Genomic DNA, 18,441 nt, shown 5'->3' on the forward strand with positions numbered 1-18,441 from the left:
AGGTCTGGACAGATGGACTCCAAGCGTACCGCGAGATGGATCGGGATCACCGAACGGTCGTCCACAAAGAGAGGTACGTATCGCCTGACGGAGTCCACATCAATCAGGCAGAATGTCTGTTTTCGCTTGTTCAACCGTGGCTGCGGAAGTTCCGCGGCCTGTCCAAGCAAGGCTTGGAACAGGCCGCTCATACATTCGGGATCATTAGATCGCTGAATCTCACAGGCGCATCCGTCGATATCACCATTGACTGCCTTGTTATGGGGGCTTTCCGTAGTTCTACATAAGAGCGATTCAGATATCGTTGTCTCCTGAGCTACTACTCTACTGTGTTCGATACTGACTAAGAAGTCATCATTAGAACAGCACTTCGAAAATCAGTAGTATTTCAAAACTTGAATACGTAAGACAGAGTATGTATGACCTCACAGGCTTTCAGCGGGATTTGTTGTACGTAATCGCCGGTCTGGATGACCCCCACGGGCTCGCGATCAAAGATGAACTCGAAGACTACTACGAAAAAGAGATCCACCACGGCCGCCTCTATCCGAATCTCGATACGCTCGTTGAGAAGGGACTTGTCGAGAAAAGTCAGCGAGATCGACGAACTAACGAGTATACCACCACTCGTCGAGGCACCAGAGAAATCGAGGCGCGAGCTGAATGGGAAGCCGAGTATATCGACCACGACAACTGATCGGAGCGTAGCGATGAACGACAACACAAATTCGTTACCCAAAGAGCGTACAGCACGACAGCCATTCACAGGCCTAGATGCGAAAAATTCTCCACTAGAATTACTTGTAGATTTAGACGAAAAGTTTTCTGAGCATTAGCAGTCAGATTCATTCTCAGAGATTAGCTGTTCTCTCTGAGTAGACATTCTCTCCAGTTTACGGTTTGGTGATGTGTTCTGATTTCATCGTATGTATTCAGACCCCGACCGTTACTACTTACAATGTGAAGCGAGAGAGGTAACCAACTCAACACATCACATGTCTGAATACGCATCTGTCTCTAATCGTCTCACCAACTTCTGTTGCGAAGAACACGAAGAGCTACTCGACGGGTTAAACAACAAGACAGCATGGAGCAAGGAAGCGGACCTTGGCTATGGGAACCAGGTGGTCTCCGCCGCTCATGATGATCGAACAGTCTTGGAGCTCGTCCAGAACGCGCGGGATGCGATCATAGAGGGAGACGGGAATGGAAGTGTCTCGGTAATTGTCGGCCCCGATTCGCTGATGGTCGCCAACACGGGGAGTCCCTTCCGGCTGGATGACGAAGAGGTGTTTCGGGCTGTTACCTCCCTTGGGCGATCCGCGAAGGCTCAGGATCGAGGATCTATTGGTGAGAAAGGTGTCGGGCTTAAGTCGGTACTCCAGCTGAGCGAGCAGTTCAGTATCTACTCGCAGGTTGACTCGGAGCAGTTCTCGGCACACTTCTCTCGGGCAAGAGCCGCCCGCATGCTGCTCACGGCGTACGGGAGATTGCTAGGAGAGAATTCGTTCAAGAGCCGTATCGGTCCGTCCACTAACGACACTCTCGTCAATGCCTGCCAGTCGCTCGCGTCAGATATCGGTGCTAGCGCATTACCAGAGTATCTCACTGAAGATACGATACGCCGTCAATTGCTCAACGAAGAGCAGGAGCCACCGAGCCCCAGCGCGCTTCTCTCGGACCTGCCACGGCTCTCATTGTTCCGGTACCCGTTCCCCGACGCCTCGCAGAAAGACGCCTCTCCGCTGCGATCGGGACTCGTCGGGACGAAAGAGGCAGCCCACACCATGGACAGCCCGCTTAGTGAGGACCTACGTTCGTGGATAGATGTCCACGGCGGATCGTACACTACGGCTGTCGAACTCGACTACGTCGATACTGAATGGCGGGCGCTCCTCGACCGTGTCGACGGCATGCTCACCGACGCTGACGACAAGGTAGTGTCGACGTTCCGGGACCACCGATCGTCGACGGACAGCGATTCAGCGGCGTTTAGTCAGCAACGCCAAGAGACGCTGTGGGAGGAATGTACAAACATCTCTCCGGAGACGCTGATACTGCTCGGGCACATCGAGCAACTAAACCTAGTCCGAGTGTCACGGAACGCAGATGGAATTTTGCAGATGGAAAACCACCGACAGATAACGGTTGACCAAGGAGATTCCAACCCACTCTCGAACGCACCTACAGTCAGTCGCCGAAAGGTAACTTACACGGTTGATGACTCGCAGAACGACGATTCCGACTCACACGTTCGGACGTTTTGGCAGTACACCGGAACGTACGACGACATCACTGAAAACCAGGAGGCGGAGTCGAACCCCGACGATGTCCATCTCCTGTTTGAAAAACCGACAACAAAAGACGGTTGGAGACCCAAATCGAAGCCACTCTATCTGTACTACCCGATCGAGGAGGTCGAAACGCCGTTCCCCTTCGCCATCCATGCGCCGTTCCGGGTTGGGTTTGACCGCCAATCACTCACAGCGGATGAACAGAACCGGCGGATACTCGACAAACTACCGCGACTCGTCGCAACCGCAGCAGCTGACCTCGCGACCGGCGAGTCAGCGACGGACTCGGCTGAGATGGATACGTTTAACCAGTGGATGCCGTGGCTGGTTACACCACTCGACGCAGCAGAAAAGTCTGATACATCGGAGATTGTTGCAACCGCTGTGGAAGACACGCTTGGACAACTCCGTGAGGAGCCGATCGTCCCGAGCGACGCTGGCGAGCCACAACGACCGACTGCGGTGCTGTGTGACCCAGAACGTCTCCATGCTTTCGAGCCGCTCCGACGTGACGCACCGGCGGCACCAGTCCCCGGACGCAGCGTCATCGAATCCGGCAAGAGGTGGCGGACTGCTGTTTTCGGTTCCGAAAGTGAGTCTGGTTTGGCGTTCCGACAGTGTGCCGCTCGTATCGGACTCACTGACGTTCTCGACCGCCTGTTCGACGATGATGAAGGGCGTCGGGGCTGTATTGACATCCTCAGCGAGTACTGGGGTGTAAGTAGCCATACGGAGGGCACAATCGACTGGGCAGTTCCAGTCGATGAGGTCCGCCACGCGACAGAGTACTTCGAGTCCATCTGTAGTGTCCTCCAATCAGCCTCGGATGGCGAGGAACTCGACATCAAGAGCGGGACAGATGCAAAGCGGTCGGCAACACAGTTGGGTGACACACGGGTTCCACTATTGCCCGCTGAGGCACACCGAGACCACGACGACGATGATTCGCCAGCGATTACTCACCTTGTCAGAGCACGATCGAGACATGACGGCGGTGAGGGCGGGGGAACGAAACGGAGCGAGCGCATCGTCTTTCGACGGACTGGTGGGAACACGGCGCGGTCGATCATTTCTGACCTTCCGACGCCGCCGGACGATCTGCCTGTGTTCGTTGTCCCGTTCAGATCGGACTGGACCGGGCCGCTAGAGAGTTTCAACAGGGAGTGGGGAACGCGGAACCTCGATAGTCCCGCAGAGTTCTACCGCCGAGTTGCCGCTGAGGCCGGCGGATACTCGGGGGATGTAACGTCCGATCCCGACGTGATTGGATACATCGTCGACCTGTACAGAACGGTGACCCAGAGTCAGATTGCCGACTGGCTCAACCCGCAGCCCCACCGACATCACCAGTTCGGCGAGCTACAGGAAACTCTGAAGGGCGGAAAGACCGGTTCACTTCCCCCAAATTACGACGACTATTTGGAACAGCGTTACGTCCAGCGGGTACAACTCCCGGTCTCCAGATCCGACTCGTTAGCCAACGAAGTGACTTCCACCGAGCCATCGGATCAGGAACGGATCGAGACGCGCCCAGCTGAAGAGCTATCGTTTGGGATCGAGTGGGCAGTGGAGTTCAATACGGCCGCCGACACACTCGAAGCCGCTGAGCCGGAATTCGACCGCTTTAGCGGCCAGAATAGCACTGAGGATACGCGAGCGGATTCCTTCCGTCGATGGGCAGCTGCGGTCCGGCTCGCTTCCGACGCAACACCTAGCGGCACCCGCGAAATCGCTCCGCCTGACGACGACTACTGGACCGAAGTCTTCGGTGACAATGTTGGCTCAGACGAGCTCGACCGTATCCGGCGACTCGACGCCCTGATTCACCTAGGCGTACAAGTCGGACCACGTATCGAGTGGCGGTGGACACTCCCGACGCGAGGGGAACGTGATTCCGAGGCGGGCACACTCACTGTCTCTGACGCACAGAACCTCGCAAGTGGTGCGCTTCCGGAAGGGTCGGATTTCAGCCCGCCGAAAGACCTCGTCGAAGCGTATCGAGACACGGTCTGGCAGTCCGACAATAACCCGGCGTTCAGCGCCTCTCATTCGACTGGCTGTGGGAACCACTGGCTGGATCCGGATGTGGACACTCTTGTGGGGGACTACCCCGGTGCAGCGCTGCTCCCGATGTGGTGGTACCTCCCGGACCTTCCGGAATCCGAGTCGGTCTCTGGTCGTGACTACCGTGATGCCATCCTTCTCATGTGGCCGGAGCTTTCCGACGGTGTCGCCGAAGTCGCCTGGCTTTGTAGCAGGTGGCACTCCTTCAGCACCGCCAGCGACGATAGCAGAATTCCGTCTCTCGGGCTTGTACAACTTGCCCGCGAGCAACTGTGGCCTGCTGAGGGTATGTTCGAAGAGGAACCAGGCGACGACAGGCTCACCATCCAAGATGGCGACCAGCTTTCGGCACGGGAACTACTGCTTCACGACGACGACTATCTACGAGGGGCTATTCAGTACCTGCCCCGGGTCCATGTTGGGGAACTAGAGGAACGGTTGACGGACGCGACCGATTGGGATGAGGGGAAATCAGATGTCGTCGATGTCCCGGACGCACTCCGATCTTTGGGTATCCAACAGCTCGATACATTGACTCCCCCAATGGCGGCCAGACGCCTCAAGTGGTTCCTCTCGCAATTCGATGAGAAGGTTAGCATCGGGGCTCCAGGCCAGACGTTTACTGTCAAAGCGAGTTGGGCCACCCAGGCGCTATCGGTACCTACCGACGCACTACTGCGTCGTCTCGTTGCTGACGACGCACTCTCCCGGGAACTCGATGATCGGGAACCAAAGCGACGCTGGATCCGGCGTGATCTTCATCATCTCGGCACGTCTCTCCCCGTCACCGAAGGCAGTACACCGAAAGCGCTCCGTATTGGACGTGACCACCACCCAGACGAAAATTCCGAGACGGTCGTTTTCACACAACCACTGTCGAAATACTCTCGTGAGCGGCTAGTGAACGACGGCCGTCGGTTTGTCGAGCGACCGGCCGACGAGACCGAACTCGCATACATGCTGGGTGACGAGTCTGATGCCGTGGACTTCGGCATCGTGACCGAGACGAAACCACCGTCGCCACGACCGATTCACGGTGCGAACGTGGAATCCGGCAGTAACCGGCTCGACGATTTGCGATCGAAACTCCGTGATCGACAGGAGTACCTGCTGGCAGGCTATCTGGAGAACGCGACGGCACCGAATCTTCAGTCGGTTCACGACGATCTTTCAGCGGTATTCGAGAATCCGATCGGCATCGTTGAGCGAAGTGAGAACGATGATGTACGACGGAACTCAGCGGAGTGGAAGCCAGGTGAGGGAAGTGCGTCACCTCACATCGCGCTGTTCCGGGATTCGGTCGATCGGTATCAGACAGACGATGAAGCAATACCGCCGTATCTCGCCGCCGACGGACTCGTCCAAGTGATCGAGCAGTTCGACCTGCGAGACACCTTCGAGAACGTCTTGTTCAAGAACGAATCTGCCCTCGAAGACGAGTACAACGACGCACTCAAAAACATCCGTCGAGAGGTAACCGAACTTCGAACACGTCGTCTCGAGGAGGTCTTCCAGACTCTCAACGGACTTGTCTCCACGCACTGGTCGGACGTGTCGCTCCCTACACCCGACGAATTCGACGTCGAGCCCCGGGAGACATTAACGGCGGCACGGTCTGCGACCGAGCGTGAGGAATTTGCTGACGGCAATCCGCTCCTACAAGCATGGAGCGAGAAACTGACAACGGAATGTGGCCTTGAGAGAGATATCGCAGCAATGTGTCTCGTGGCAGCAGCGACTAATACCCATGAGACAAGGCTCCGAATCGCGTATCAGCTTGCACGCGATGAGGTTCTCAACATCGACGATCTTGTCGATGTCGGCCACCAGTGGGTGGAGCTTGATGAGTGGCCGCAATCGCGGTCCTCCCAATCGGTCGAGTCGTATGTGACGGCAGTCCACCGCCTCCGACGGTTCTGGGATGCACTGGCTGACCACGAAGACGAAGGTGAGGAAGGTATCGAGCGCGCGGTCCGCGAGACAGCGACATCCTCTCGGATACCTGGGCCGCGCCGTCGCGTCGCTGCGATCGTTCGAGGCGACAGCGATCTCAATCCGTCGCTTCGGAACCTTCGTCTCGGCGATATTCCGTACGTGACACTGGAGCCTCCGGCAACCGAGCAGTTCGTCGACGCCGTCACAGAATGGGTTGAGGCGGAGCGGGTTGCGCTCCAAGAATCGGATATCGTCTACAACGAGCCGGATATTGACGACTTCCTTAGCGCTCTAGTCGACGCAGTCTCAGATTACGAGGCCGCAGAAGAGCGTGTTGCTAGCGTACTCGCGACCTACGAACAGAGAGATAGCGAGTCGACAACGGGGACCAGTGCGAACCGGAGTGACCTCACCACGGACTGGATCACAAGCAATGACGACGGGATGGAACAGATCACGACAGAGTTCGAAGCAGCCGCCGCAGTAACCGAAGGTGGTTCTCCGGATATCGGCGAGTCATCCGGAGATGGCTACTCCCACGTGAACGCAGAGATCGACGCCCGTGGCCGCGAGGGCGAACTAATTTGTCTGGACCGAGCTTGGAGGCGGTTTCGCGACGCCCCTCAGACAGTTCGCAAACGGATCTTCGACGTAGTTCGAGAGTGGCGGGCAGACGAAAACTGGCGTCTCAACGGGATCGAAGATGTCGCTAGCTCACTTCCAGATTCTGTCGCCGGCGGAGCCCAGAGTAGTGAAGATCTAGTAGCACTGCTCGGCGCCAGCGAACTTGAGGCAACGCCTGAGACGAAAGCTGCATTCCACGCGCTGTTCGACACCTCCGCGGAGCGAGGGCCGGGATTCGACCTCATCGACCCGTTCGCCATGATGCCAGTTGACACGGAGCTAGCGAGTTGGCAGTCCCCGTGGATGCGACGTGTCGAAGTAAAGGCCGTCGACAGCGGGCGTATCCACAACGGCCGGATCAAATTAACCGGTAATGAGTTGCGGATGGCACTTCGTTCTGGTCCGACGGGCGGTGGTCCCGATATCACAGATGGCGACGCGGAACACAGCTATCTCGTCCGCCTGGTCGGATTTCCCACAGATTGGCGTGAAAATGAGGACGAACACAATCAACTACAGATATTTGACATCGAGAACGTCGCTGACTTCGTGGGCATCGAGAGCGACTCAGCTACCGTTCTCGAAAAACTTCGAGGAGGGTCGTTCTACATCACATTCCAGACCTAACGGGTTTAGCATCCAGTAAGTCATCATTCAGATACATCGTACAGTGGACAATGCACCGGTGGGGGCTTTAGTACTTAATGAGCCGCCAATAATGGGGTTTGTCTCATCTCAGAGTATCTCTACCGGAGAATGTGTGGCTGGTGTTCAGCGGTCATTCAATATTTAATAAGGGATGTAGCGGTTCAATTCGAGTATTTGAACCGAATCCACTGACTCTCGACAACCAGATGTCTACTTATAATTCGTTCTTAGCGAGGCTCTACTCCTCATCCGATGTAACCAGAATTTTACTACATCCGGAGATTGATTAACTCATGTCGGTACTAATTCCCGATGTCTGAACCAAGTGATGGGAACTTCACCAGCGATTTCGATCTTATATGAGTAGGCGTCTACCTCATGTTCAGCTTCTCCATCGAAACCTTCCTGTAACACGTTAATAACTTTTCCAGTCTCCCCATCATAAGGATTGTTAGGATCAGCAGATCCTAGATTGACTTGGACATCGTCGCCTTCCTGATAGGGCTCATCCGCAGGTTGGGGTGTATCCCGACGGTTATCTACGACATCTCGTGCCAACTCTTGGAGACTGTTCTCTTTGTTTTCCCATCGAACCGATCGTGGGACGATCTTAGTAAAGAGCTGCTTTCGTCGTTTTGTGAGTGTCTTCAGCTGTCCTATACCTAATATTCGATTCAGAGTGTGGATGCTATCTGCTTTCTGCATCACGTGAGCAGCATTCGTAGGATAATCCTGGTCGTATACTATCGGCGTGATGTCCTCATCAAGCAATTCTTCCATTTGATCGAAACGATCGTCGGTGTTCCATGGAACGAGTTTGTACCCATTATACCCATCTGCCTCGTACTGTCCACGTTCAATTGCGTCTTGCTCAGTGCTGAAAGCCACAATTGCCCGCCATCTCCACTCACCATTCTCGTAGATTAGTAAGAGATCGACTTCTTCCATTCCGACGTTGCGCCCATGCCACATACCAAGGTAATCAACAGCGATCCCTGCTGGGTGTCCATCACTTTCCAGCGTGATGATAGTGGGCCAACCGCTGTCTGTCTCAGCCTCAACCTCAATATTTTCCCCCTCAAGTTGGACCATCGAATTCGCCAATACCGTATTCTGCGAAAGTTTTGATCCGAGCGGGAGCGGGATTGAGTTTTCAAATTCCATTTTAGATCAAACGTTCTGTAATGTAACGCAGGGCTTCCTGCGCATCGTCACCTTCAACGTGGTTATCAATATCTATCTCTACAAACGGGCGGGGGCCACCAAGTGGACCCACGATCGATTTCTCGCCAGGGTCGACGATAATAACACCGAGTTGGAGCGCCTCTCTTGCTGCAGTGTGTTTTTTTGGGTTGAACTCGTTCTGTAGTCCAGCAATTGTTTTTGAATCTAATTGTGTTCCCATTGTCACTTTCTCGCCATCAAATGAGATACTGGCAAAGAGGCGCGGTATTTCGAAGAATTCTCCGACGATATCAGGCTCAATACCAGCTCGTTCTCCACCAAGCCCAATTTTGATCAGATTCGCTGCGGTCAGACTCAGATCAGAAGGGCGAGAATCTCCCTCAACTTCTTCTGAGATCTGCTCAACTGCTCTCTTGAGCCCACTCTCAATCCGAAGATTGATTGATTCTTTATCGCTCATGGGATGAGTTTCGAGCCCGAGTAAATAACTTTTTGCCATATACTGCTATCCCACAGATATATATCATTACAGTATATGTGATCGGCTGTGGGTCGTGACACAATCGGGACTGGATCGCATGGCCAACCAATCAAGAGAGGGTTAACCGGACTAACGCCATTTCAAGAACTCGGGTATAGTGGCCATAGCAACTGGTTTTCTGAAACTCAAGACGCCGGAGTTGCGCCAGCAGTCCTCGCACAGAGTGGACTATTATCGTGTCTTGATGAGTTCATGAATACGTGCGTCGGCTCGCGTTTTGATGCGGTAGAAGGGGGACTTGCGTGGGGAGAGACAGACGCAGAGGGATTAGAAGGCATTCTTTCAGCTACAGTACTCTCGCTGTTCATCCCGATCCAGCAAGTCACTCAGACAGACTGGCAGTCGATCTATACGTTTGGCAGAGAAGCGCTTGTAGATACGATCACAACAGCGACACCCGATAGTGAACAACGATCAGTACACTCCCACAGCCTGATCGTGACGAACGTCGACACGGAATCTGAAGAGACCGCAATACTGTTTCAGGTAACACCACTTGGCGCGATCTGGATTGTGGCCGAGTCATCACAGACAGGACCTGCTGTAAAGCCGTTGTTAGAAGCGAGCCGGCAGGAGATAACGACGAGTCACCGAGAACACAGACAAGAGAATAGCGCCGTAGATGCTGACGGGACTGGCGAAACCGGGTCCACCTCAAGTTCTCTTCTTCCTGAACCACATTCGATCTCTCCCAAACCGATACACCAGCTAGTTGCCGCCAGCGAGGGACACGCTGACTGACTCCGTGTCTCCAAATACTACCAGACCACGACACCAATGACAACACCAGATACTCACCCTGAAGGGAGCGATGAGAAAACAGATAGTAGCGTCTCTCGACGATCATACTTAGCTGGACTGGCGACGGGGCCGTTCATGACAGCCGTATCCTCTGGCGATACCACATCGGAAGCACTCCGCCCAAAAGAGGCGCTTATCGCAGAAGCCCAGCTTCCAGAGCCATTTACTCCGTTGTCGGGAACCGACGCAGCTGGTGCGTTCGACGCCATACAGTCACCGGGTGAAGGCTCCACCCCGCGCAATCAAGTAGCGTACAATGGTTTCTGGGCGGGGAACGAACCGGAAGAACCACTCTGGGTTGCGGGGTCATCAGCGTGTGTTGGAGTCTCGTCGGATGAGGTCACGATAGCGGCAGAGACGATGTCCCAAGAGTACGCTGCGTTCATCGACGAGTACGACGCAGAGACGGAGTCCTCTTGGCATTTTGAGAGGCAGTACGAGGAGAGTGAAACGTTCCGAGAATGGCGTACTGGGATCTACATTGGACTGGATATATCGAGTGAAGAACTGTTTGAAATGGCTGATAAGCCAAAACTCGTCGATGTATTCCGGATGCAGTATGTCAATAACACTCTCCTTGGAACGGTGTTGTTTGGTCCGACAGATTGGGACTGGTCACACGCGGAACTCCTGGATAGGCTCACAGAGTACCAGCGAGACCAAGCACTCTCGCTCTCGGAAGTTGCCTCCACAACCACGTCAGGTGACAAGTAATGTCGGATAACCACCCATCTGGACTGCTTACGGACAACGAACGTGAGATACTCACCGGAGAGCATCCAGACGCAGACACTCAGCGAGAGCGTGTTCTTGAGGCAGTTTCGACCCGACTGCCGGACACACTAGTCGATCTCATGTATCTCTATCTCTACCTTGATGATGACGAACTCGAGGCCGTCATGACCGGTGGAGAAGAAGCTAAGCGCTCGATTCGAGCCCCAGCACAATACGCACACGCTGCGCTCTATACGACACTTCAGCTTACAGGTGATGATCCAAAACACCGGCTTGTGAGTGCGATTAAACAAGCAGAGGCTGCCCACCAGCGTCACGCACAAGTGAATCTCTCAATCACGACAGAGCCCTTCTTACCGCCTGAAGATCGGCTTGCCGCGCTCAAACGCGGTGATAGTGACCGAGTGTCGATCGAGGCCTTGGAACACCTGTTTTTCGACGATACGACGTCGGTTGACGCGTTTGCTGACGCGCTCTCTGTGTTCAATGGTGAGGAGGTTTCACCCGAGACAATTCGGGCGGAACGAGAGGGGGCAGCGGAGTTGGCTCGGCCGCCAGTCGCTGTACTCACCGATATCGAGATAACGGAGGATGAAGACTGATGCGAGATCACTCAGCCCCTGTTATCGAAGAAGACGCAGATGCTGAATATACAGTCTCTAACCTTTTCCAGAGTAATGATGCGAAGATTCTACTCGTCGATCTCGGCGACGAGACGGTAGAAATTGTTATCGGATACCTCCCAGCACCTCTTGACTACAACTTGGATCGGAATTATCCAGATGCTCTTGAAGACGAGGAAAAGATGCGATCGCATGTGGTTGCGAACTGGATTGTTTCGGAAGCCTCTGGAGTCCTGTCGGACTACGAGTGGGAGACATATAGCTATCAGACGGCAAAGCCAAATTACGTCTTAGGAGAAGTGTACTTCACGTGTGCGAAGTCTGAAGTCAATGAGGCAGTACTGGCTGCGAAAAAGTTCTTGATCCAACTGGAAGAGAAATCCCTTCGGCATCAACGGGAGTTTGGGACGGTACGTGAGAGCCCGCTCAACGAACTCGAAGACTGAGGGTACCAGACACTCGGAACATCGCTGTCTACTACAACGCTACTATCTGAGCGTCTACTGACAGCAGATGGCAGAAATTCGTCCCTTACTCTGGCTTGTTTTGTATCGGATCCATGATTGTATCGCGATTGGGACACTCCGCCCAGACAACACCTTCACCTCCTCGCATTTTATCAGCAACCGTGTGAGAGAATCAGAAACTGTATTCAGGAATGGACAGGTGTAGCAAGTCGGGATTCCTAGAAGGTCTCACCGCAACTGAGTAGGAAGTTTGAGGGACATAAGGGGAGAGAAGGAAACCATGAGTCCCACCGTCCAGGAACTACGCAACGCGATTCGAGTAGCAACTGGTCGCTTCGAGCGGGAGGTCAAGGCCTCGTTCACAAAAGAGGAACTCCAAGCGGTGTGTGAGGCACTCGGAGTCGACGTCGGTGAGGCTGGGCGATCATCAACATCGCAGATGCGCCGACTGATCCGAGTACAGGTGGACATTGCAGAGTCGCTAGAGTCGGCTAGCGGCTCCACTTTTCGGAAGGCCGATCTCCAAGCTCTCGCTGATGAAGTCGGAGCATAAATCGAGACCGGAACAGAATATATTACCGTCTAAGGATTTCAACAGAGCCAATTATCCACTTAATTACTGATAGTAAATTGCCATCAGATCCGACGGTTATTGAGGGCACCGGACCTACGGGCAGCAAAGGGCACCGGACCAGCTGGCTGTTGGGGGTACCAGCCATTGAATCCTGAGTGGTTTCAGCTGTCGGGCTATTGCCACAAGAACGCTATCTGGCTCTCTTCGCTGGTGGCTGGTCAGCCTGTTTCGGCACCGGATAGCGAGGGGCACCGGAACTGCGGTCTGTTGGGGCACCGGACATAGTGGCCTGCTGGGGCACCGGAACTACGGTCTGTTTGGGCACCGGGAACTGCGGTCTGTTGGGGCACCGGGCTACCCCAACTGTAAGGAGCTGGCTGGTCGGTAACGGCGGAGTAGCCTACTCCGGGACCGGGTTGGCCGAGGTATGTCGATAGCCCACATCGGACTACGTGCGACTAAGCCGGGTCGCTGGTAGCCGCCGGCACCGGGCATGGTTCGGCACCCGACTGTTACTGGGTGGGAGGACTCGGCACCGGACACCTCGACGTCGAACGGACCTCCAGATGGTGGCGTGTCCTGTCCCGCCCAGCTGGTTGGACAGGGCACCTGACTTTTGCTCTGGTACTGGAATTGACTCGCTGGCGGGGTTCGGCACCCAGCCTCTGTTGGCAGCCGTCGGCACCCGACTGATCGCTGTGGTCGGTGCCACCGGCCCCTTCTCCGATTGCTGTCTGCCCCACTCTGATCCCGCTGGCCGTGAGGCCGCGAACGTAGCGACGTGCTGGCGGCTGCTCGTCGTTCGACGCATCCGGGTTGGGTCTGGCCTGTTGCGAGCTACGATCGCTTCTCGCCGCTGCTGTGCCGTCCTATGTCGGCCCGCCCGTAGCCGGGCTTCCTGCGTCCGGGGAGTCGCGTCTGTTCGATCGTCGTGAAGCCGCATCGCTCGCATTCGATCTGCCACTCTGGGTTGAGCAGGTGTTCCCGCGTTTGTGTTCGGGTTAGGAACCGCTTTCCTGCTCGGCAGTCTGGGCACATATCCATTGGATGTTGTGTATAGGTGCTTCCGCTTGATTGTTTCTGTCGTCGCCAGATCTCCGTGCGTAGGGTGTTCTGAGACCGGCTCGCGGTTGCTTCGTGGTGCGCGCTCGGTGGCTGTCTGCTCCAGCAGTTGGAAAATCGGCTTGCTGGACGTATTGGAGTCGGGTGTATGAAAAACGAGCCCACACCGAAGCCGGAGTGATCCACGAGCCGTGGAGGGCCGAAGCGGGGAAGTGTCTCGCCTCAGTCGGCGCTGGCCGGCTGGACGCCGTTGCCCGCGCCCGGCTGCTGCTCCGGGCTCTCCGTGCTTGCCGTCTCGACGTCGACGCCCATGTAGTCGAGATCCTCGTCGGTGTGGAGCTCCTGGAGCATCTCGACCTGTTCGTCGGTCAGCTCATCGGCGTCGAGGTCCCCGGTCTCAAGCAGGTAGCGTTCCCAGTCGACGATCGCGTCGTCGTCCTGGTTGGCCGACAGTTCGAGAACGGTGCCCTCGCACTGCGACGGGTACTTCGCCCAGTCATTCTGGCCACGGGCGTTCTCCAGAGCCGCCATGCCGCGGTCCGAGCCGTCGTGGAGGAAGACCGCCGCATCGACGGTGACCGTGTCGTGCCACTCGTTGTAGAGCCGCTCGTCCGTCTTCGCCTTGGCTTTCGCCTTCGCGCGATTGATCCGCTGCTGAGTCAGGACGGTCCGCTCCGGGTCGAAGTCGTCGTCGGTCGCATCTTCGACCTCGCCCATCGGGATCGCGTCCCGGTGTTCCCGAATCCGCAGGTCGAAGTCGCTGAAGGCCTCTATCCCGGTGGAACCGTCTTCGTACTCGACCTCGCGCCACTCGTGGATGACGAACTCGTCCTCGTCGGCATCGAAGTCGTCGTCGACGGTGTCCAGCGCCTCGATCATCTCGTCGACGGTCTCCTGGTCCGGGTCAGACGCCGCCACGATCGCCGCCATCGACGCATCGTCGCCGAACTCGGCGACGTCTCCGTCGTTGTTCTCGGCCTTCTCCTCAGCGGTGAGCCGAACGCCGCTGATCTCCTTGGAGCCGTTGTCGTACGTCTCAGGCTCGTCGTCGAGCAGCATCCGGAAGTCGATGGATTCGTACTGGACATCCGGGAGCGCGTCCTCGTCCATGCGCTCTTCGAGCTCCTGTTCCAGCGCGTAGTTGCCACGAAGGACGACGTTGTCGACGCGCCGCCCGTTCATCCCAGCGATCGACTGGATGGCGGACTCAGCCTTGTCGGCGAGTGCGCCCAGATCCTTCACGTAGCGATTGTTCGCAGTCAGGCCGAGCGCGGCCACGAGCACGTTGAGTTCGGAATCGGTACTACCGGTCTGAGTGTCGGAAGTTGCGGACATTGGAATTCACGTAAGTTGCGGGTTCGAAATCGCATGAAGGGACATCGACAGGAACATCGGCCGACCCGACTGTATCGCCTCCAAGAGTCCCTCCACCCAATTCGAGGAATACAAACTCCCCCGGTTCGCGCAGGTGGACTGGGCTCTCGAAGCCAGCTTGTTCACGCCGACGCTCTCGACGAGTCGACGACGTCGCGCTGTTGTTCTGTGTATCCCTTCAACTCGACCGAGGAACACAAACTGCCGCGAAGCAGCCTGCCTCTCCCCGGTCGTGGACGCTCGGACGGACCGCACCTCGGTGTGTCGCTCCATCTTCGCGCCCCCCCAGCCCCTTCGGGGGCTACAAACAGTTGTTCGCTCTCTTCGTCTTTTCCTCTCTCCTCGTGAGTTCTGGACCGCTTTCACCCGGCCATCGATAGGAACATCGAACAGGTGAGGACGGCTGCGAGGAAGAACAGACACGCCGAGGCCGTGTACCCATACAGCGGGCTCATCGGGTGTCCCCCCACCCGTCGTTGCGGGCGTGCTGATCCACGGACGGTTCGCTGTCTGGTCCGGTCGCGAACGCTGCTGGGTCGCTGGCGCGATCGTCGGCGACACGGTACGTCGGTTCGAAGCTTGGAGTTTCGCTCATCGTTAGTTGGTGGTGAAGGTGATCTCGCCGTTTTGAGTAACGGGCGCTTCGCGGGTGTGGTTACAGTCTGGACAGTTGCCGGACGCTTCGAGTGGGCCACAACCGTTTGGACAGTGGGGCCAGCTAGGCATCGAAGCCGTCCCCCTCGCTACCGTCGAGGACGTCGACGCGCACGTTCTGGAACAGCGCCGTCTTCGTCTCGTCCCACTCGGGGCGAGAGATGACTGCGTGGCCGAACTGGTGGGGACTCTGGCTCGCCGGAACACGCTTGACGATCTCGACTTCGAGGTCCTCGTCCAGCGCCGTATAGACGGCGCGGAAGGTATCGGATGGTTCCTCGCCGGGTTCCATCGGGCGGACGTCGCTGTCCACTTGGTGGGTGTTCGTGAGGTTGGGTGTTCCAACGCGGTCAGTTTCGTCGCCGGTTGATGGCTGCGCTGTCGCTTGTGGCTCGCTCATTTTTGAAATCTCCTCCACTCCCAACGGGAGCTAGAAAATACGGTGGCGCGAGTGATTGGCTAGGTCTGGTGGCCTATATCTTGAGAGGACAACTGGCGGTTAACTAGAACTGGAGATGGTTGTTGGCAGGGTCGGCGATCGCAGAGAGGGTGGAACTGATATCCTCGCCGATTTTCTCCGGGTGGACGCTGTCCAAGTAGCCTTCACTGCGCATATTTGATGAGATATGAGCAATAGTTAGCGGTCCTTTTGAGGAGAATTGTGGGGCATCGATCGTTTCGATAGTGTGTTGAAGATGGATCTCGTCGTTAGTTTCAAACCAAGGCCCTCTGTGTGCGAAGCTTTCGCTGGACTCAAGCGCGACGCTGAACTCGTTTAATTCGTTATCGAGATCCTCTTGGGTGACATCTTCTTGACCTCCTCCCGCGCCTGAAGACGCGGGAATCCCACCACGGGATTTCAGGCCGAGTGTAGCCCTCTGGTTTCAAGACGCATACGTCCCAAGCGTCTCCTGCTGGGTTTCAGCATCGGCTTGGGTGTCTTGTGGGGCGGTCAAACGCCCCCCATCCTCAGCCGAGTCATTGCTATCCGTGTGTTCTCTTGAATGGCTCTCTCCACTGAGGTAGCGATCTGCGATATTTATCGCCCCGTTCACGTCCGCTTGGTACTCGCCCATCCAGCAAGCGTCGTTCGTACACTTGAACGTCGCCTGTCGCGGGCGGTATCCCACTTCACCGCACGCGTGGCACTCCTTCGACGTGTTACGTGGGTTCACCGTCTCAACGGGGATCCCCTTCTCGACGGCCTTGTACCGTATCTGTGCGTGGATTTTGGCGAACCCCCATCCGTGGAGACGCCGGTTCATGAACTCGCCGTAGTCCATCGACTCCCGGATGTATGTCAGGTCTTCCAGAACAAGCACGGGGTTCTCGATGGACTCAGCGTACTCCACGACTTCGCGGGTGACCCGGTGGAACACGTCGTCGATCTGGTTCCACAGGTCGTCACCGAAGGACTCCGCGATACGTTCGCTTCCGCGCGTCTGGAGTCGGCGCCTGGCGGTGAAGTAGGTCTTACGGAGCCGACGGACCGTTTTGCCCTCGTCGGCCCACAGTTCTGGCGCGGTCGGAGAACCGTGGTCATCGCGGTGACACACCGTGACGAGTGACGCTTCCCCAATGTCGACACCGATGGGCGTCCGTTCTTCGGCGGACACCTCGGAGGGTTCCTCCACGTCGCGAGTGGCGGTGACGTGGAGATACCACGTTCCGCCCCGCTTGAACAGCCGACTCTCGCCCATCTTTGCGTCACCAGCGTTCAACGCTTCGAGCCAGCCCCGCTGTTCGGGATTCGGTTGTGCTGGCATCCAGAGGCGGTAATCGTCGTGGTGCGGGATTTTGACGTACCACTCGACAGCGTTCTCGGGCTTGTGGTCAAGTCGGAGTCCCTCGTTGGTGAACCGAACAGGGTGGTCGTCGTGAAGTTCACCCGCGTTGTAGGTCGTCGTGAGTTGCGGGACGTACTTCTTGAGCGCGTTCTTCGCGTACCCGCTCAGGTCGTAGTTGATCACCACGTCGTTCGCTTCAGTCTGCGTGGTACATCGGGCGTCGAAGGCGTCTTGGAGAGCGCGCTGGTACGCTTCTCGCGTCTCTCGAAGTTTCCGCCGCTTGTGGGCGTTCGGGTCCACAAGTTTGAGTTCCAGCGTCTTCGTGAGTTCGGTCACGAATCGCCTTCCTTGTGTTGCTGGATGTAGTTCTCGACAGTCTCACTCGAAACGTGCCCGGCAGTCCCTGCGTAGTAGCCTCTCGCCCATCCGATTTTCTCGCCGTTATGGTCCGCGTATCGGTGGTTGTACTTGCGGGAGGAGATACCCTTGAACCAATTGGCGAGTAGCGCCGGTTCGTTCTTGGGCGGACTACTGACGAATAGGTGAACGTGGTCGGGCTGGACGGTGAGGTCAAGAATTTCGACGCCTTTGTCGTCGGCGATCTCGTGGAGGATGTCTCGCACACGGTCAGCGACCTCGTTGACGAGTACCGATTGACGGTACTCCGGCAACCACACTATGTGGTAGTTGAGGTTGTAGGTCGCGTGCCGTGTGGTCTTCATCCGTGTTACATACTATAGTCAAACAGGGAATTAATACTGACGATAGAACTGTTGGAAATCCGGCCGTGGCGTCGTCGATGGTGGTGTAGGGTATTGTCCGCTTAACCCCCGCCTAAAGACGGGGGTATGCGCTCGTGTCTGTATCACTAGTCATATGATTGCTGGGACGGCTCCCCTCGTTGGAGGGCAGTCCGCCTCCGTCCGCCCCTTGGGGCGGACTGCCCGACGAGAACGCCTCCAGCCAACGAACGCCGGAGGGCAGGCACCGAGCATCGCACATCCACCCCTATAAGTGTTCGTCGCCGCAGGCGATTGCCGAAGGCAACCCCGAAGGGGCGGGCAGTTATAGGG

General features: G+C 56.5%; 14 protein-coding genes. 8 read left to right on the plus strand and 6 right to left on the minus strand.

All coding sequences use genetic code 11. The annotated features are described in order from the left end of the window. The 3 genes from B9H04_RS14305 to B9H04_RS14315 form a co-directional block, all read left to right on the plus strand. Positions 1-287: transposase (locus B9H04_RS14305; protein ID WP_137708567.1), on the plus strand; the 287-nt coding region annotated here is incomplete at its 5' end. Between the two features lie 128 nt (positions 288-415). After that, positions 416-697, plus strand: a complete 282-nt coding sequence (locus B9H04_RS14310) for a helix-turn-helix transcriptional regulator (RefSeq protein ID WP_080508652.1) — start codon at positions 416-418, stop codon at positions 695-697. A 298-nt stretch (positions 698-995) separates the two neighbouring features. Beyond that, positions 996-7,544 (plus strand): sacsin N-terminal ATP-binding-like domain-containing protein, encoded by a 6,549-nt coding sequence (locus B9H04_RS14315; RefSeq protein ID WP_049933049.1) that lies wholly within the window; start codon positions 996-998, stop codon positions 7,542-7,544. A gap of 312 nt (positions 7,545-7,856) precedes the next feature. Here B9H04_RS14315 and B9H04_RS18205 read toward each other — a convergent pair whose 3' ends face one another. Continuing rightward, on the minus strand, positions 7,857-8,657 hold the full coding sequence (locus B9H04_RS18205) for a hypothetical protein (RefSeq protein ID WP_139835099.1): 801 nt from the start codon (positions 8,655-8,657) through the stop codon (positions 7,857-7,859). Positions 8,658-8,730: 73 nt separating this feature from the next. Further along, complete coding sequence (locus B9H04_RS18210; protein WP_139835100.1) at positions 8,731-9,210, minus strand: hypothetical protein; 480 nt, start codon at positions 9,208-9,210, stop codon at positions 8,731-8,733. 87 nt (positions 9,211-9,297) lie between these two features. Here B9H04_RS18210 and B9H04_RS18215 point away from each other — a divergent pair, with 87 nt between their 5' ends. The 5 genes from B9H04_RS18215 to B9H04_RS14340 all read left to right on the plus strand — a co-directional run bounded on the left by B9H04_RS18215 (position 9,298) and on the right by B9H04_RS14340 (position 12,470). Next, positions 9,298-10,032 carry a hypothetical protein gene (locus B9H04_RS18215; RefSeq protein ID WP_139835101.1) on the plus strand — a complete coding sequence of 245 codons (735 nt, stop codon included), beginning with the start codon at positions 9,298-9,300 and terminating at the stop codon, positions 10,030-10,032. 36 nt (positions 10,033-10,068) lie between these two features. Next, a complete protein-coding gene (locus tag B9H04_RS18220) occupies positions 10,069-10,806 on the plus strand; it encodes a hypothetical protein (protein ID WP_139835102.1) in 738 nt (245 codons plus the stop codon). Further along, on the plus strand, positions 10,806-11,429 hold the full coding sequence (locus B9H04_RS18225) for a hypothetical protein (protein ID WP_139835103.1): 624 nt from the start codon (positions 10,806-10,808) through the stop codon (positions 11,427-11,429). Before B9H04_RS18220 ends, B9H04_RS18225 begins: the two co-directional genes overlap by 1 nt. Beyond that, the gene (locus B9H04_RS14335; protein WP_049933044.1) at positions 11,429-11,896 is read left to right on the plus strand and encodes a hypothetical protein; all 468 of its coding nucleotides are present in this window, start codon (positions 11,429-11,431) and stop codon (positions 11,894-11,896) included. Before B9H04_RS18225 ends, B9H04_RS14335 begins: the two co-directional genes overlap by 1 nt. Positions 11,897-12,197: 301 nt before the next feature. Beyond that, on the plus strand, positions 12,198-12,470 hold the full coding sequence (locus tag B9H04_RS14340) for a hypothetical protein (RefSeq protein ID WP_080508651.1): 273 nt from the start codon (positions 12,198-12,200) through the stop codon (positions 12,468-12,470). Between the two features lie 1,305 nt (positions 12,471-13,775). Here B9H04_RS14340 and B9H04_RS14345 read toward each other — a convergent pair. The 4 genes from B9H04_RS14345 to tnpA form a co-directional block, all read right to left on the minus strand. Further along, on the minus strand, positions 13,776-14,888 hold the full coding sequence (locus tag B9H04_RS14345; RefSeq protein WP_049933043.1) for a hypothetical protein: 1,113 nt from the start codon (positions 14,886-14,888) through the stop codon (positions 13,776-13,778). 757 nt (positions 14,889-15,645) lie between these two features. Next, the gene (locus B9H04_RS14350; RefSeq protein WP_139835104.1) at positions 15,646-15,981 is read right to left on the minus strand and encodes a hypothetical protein; all 336 of its coding nucleotides are present in this window, start codon (positions 15,979-15,981) and stop codon (positions 15,646-15,648) included. A 484-nt stretch (positions 15,982-16,465) separates the two neighbouring features. After that, positions 16,466-17,704: an RNA-guided endonuclease InsQ/TnpB family protein gene (locus B9H04_RS14355; protein ID WP_049933041.1), complete on the minus strand. Its 1,239-nt coding sequence runs from the start codon at positions 17,702-17,704 to the stop codon at positions 16,466-16,468. Further along, complete coding sequence (gene tnpA, locus B9H04_RS14360; RefSeq protein ID WP_049933040.1) at positions 17,701-18,090, minus strand: IS200/IS605 family transposase; 390 nt, start codon at positions 18,088-18,090, stop codon at positions 17,701-17,703. Before tnpA ends, B9H04_RS14355 begins: the two co-directional genes overlap by 4 nt. Positions 18,091-18,441: the final 351 nt, after the last annotated feature.

Source organism: Halorubrum ezzemoulense DSM 17463, from assembly GCF_002114285.1.
In the GTDB taxonomy this organism is placed as follows: domain Archaea; phylum Halobacteriota; class Halobacteria; order Halobacteriales; family Haloferacaceae; genus Halorubrum; species Halorubrum ezzemoulense.

Excerpts from the sequence above, each read along its gene's own strand:
- B9H04_RS14310 (WP_080508652.1), top strand. The coding sequence starts at position 416 with ATGTATGACCTCACAGGCTTTCAGCGGGATTTGTTGTACGTAATCGCC.
- B9H04_RS14315 (WP_049933049.1), top strand. The coding sequence starts at position 996 with ATGTCTGAATACGCATCTGTCTCTAATCGTCTCACCAACTTCTGTTGC.
- B9H04_RS18205 (WP_139835099.1), bottom strand. The coding sequence starts at position 8,657 with ATGGTCCAACTTGAGGGGGAAAATATTGAGGTTGAGGCTGAGACAGAC.
- B9H04_RS18210 (WP_139835100.1), bottom strand. The coding sequence starts at position 9,210 with ATGAGCGATAAAGAATCAATCAATCTTCGGATTGAGAGTGGGCTCAAG.
- B9H04_RS18220 (WP_139835102.1), top strand. The coding sequence starts at position 10,069 with ATGACAACACCAGATACTCACCCTGAAGGGAGCGATGAGAAAACAGAT.
- B9H04_RS18225 (WP_139835103.1), top strand. The coding sequence starts at position 10,806 with ATGTCGGATAACCACCCATCTGGACTGCTTACGGACAACGAACGTGAG.
- B9H04_RS14335 (WP_049933044.1), top strand. The coding sequence starts at position 11,429 with ATGCGAGATCACTCAGCCCCTGTTATCGAAGAAGACGCAGATGCTGAA.
- B9H04_RS14340 (WP_080508651.1), top strand. The coding sequence starts at position 12,198 with ATGAGTCCCACCGTCCAGGAACTACGCAACGCGATTCGAGTAGCAACT.
- B9H04_RS14345 (WP_049933043.1), bottom strand. The coding sequence starts at position 14,888 with ATGTCCGCAACTTCCGACACTCAGACCGGTAGTACCGATTCCGAACTC.
- B9H04_RS14350 (WP_139835104.1), bottom strand. The coding sequence starts at position 15,981 with ATGAGCGAGCCACAAGCGACAGCGCAGCCATCAACCGGCGACGAAACT.
- tnpA (WP_049933040.1), bottom strand. The coding sequence starts at position 18,090 with ATGAAGACCACACGGCACGCGACCTACAACCTCAACTACCACATAGTG.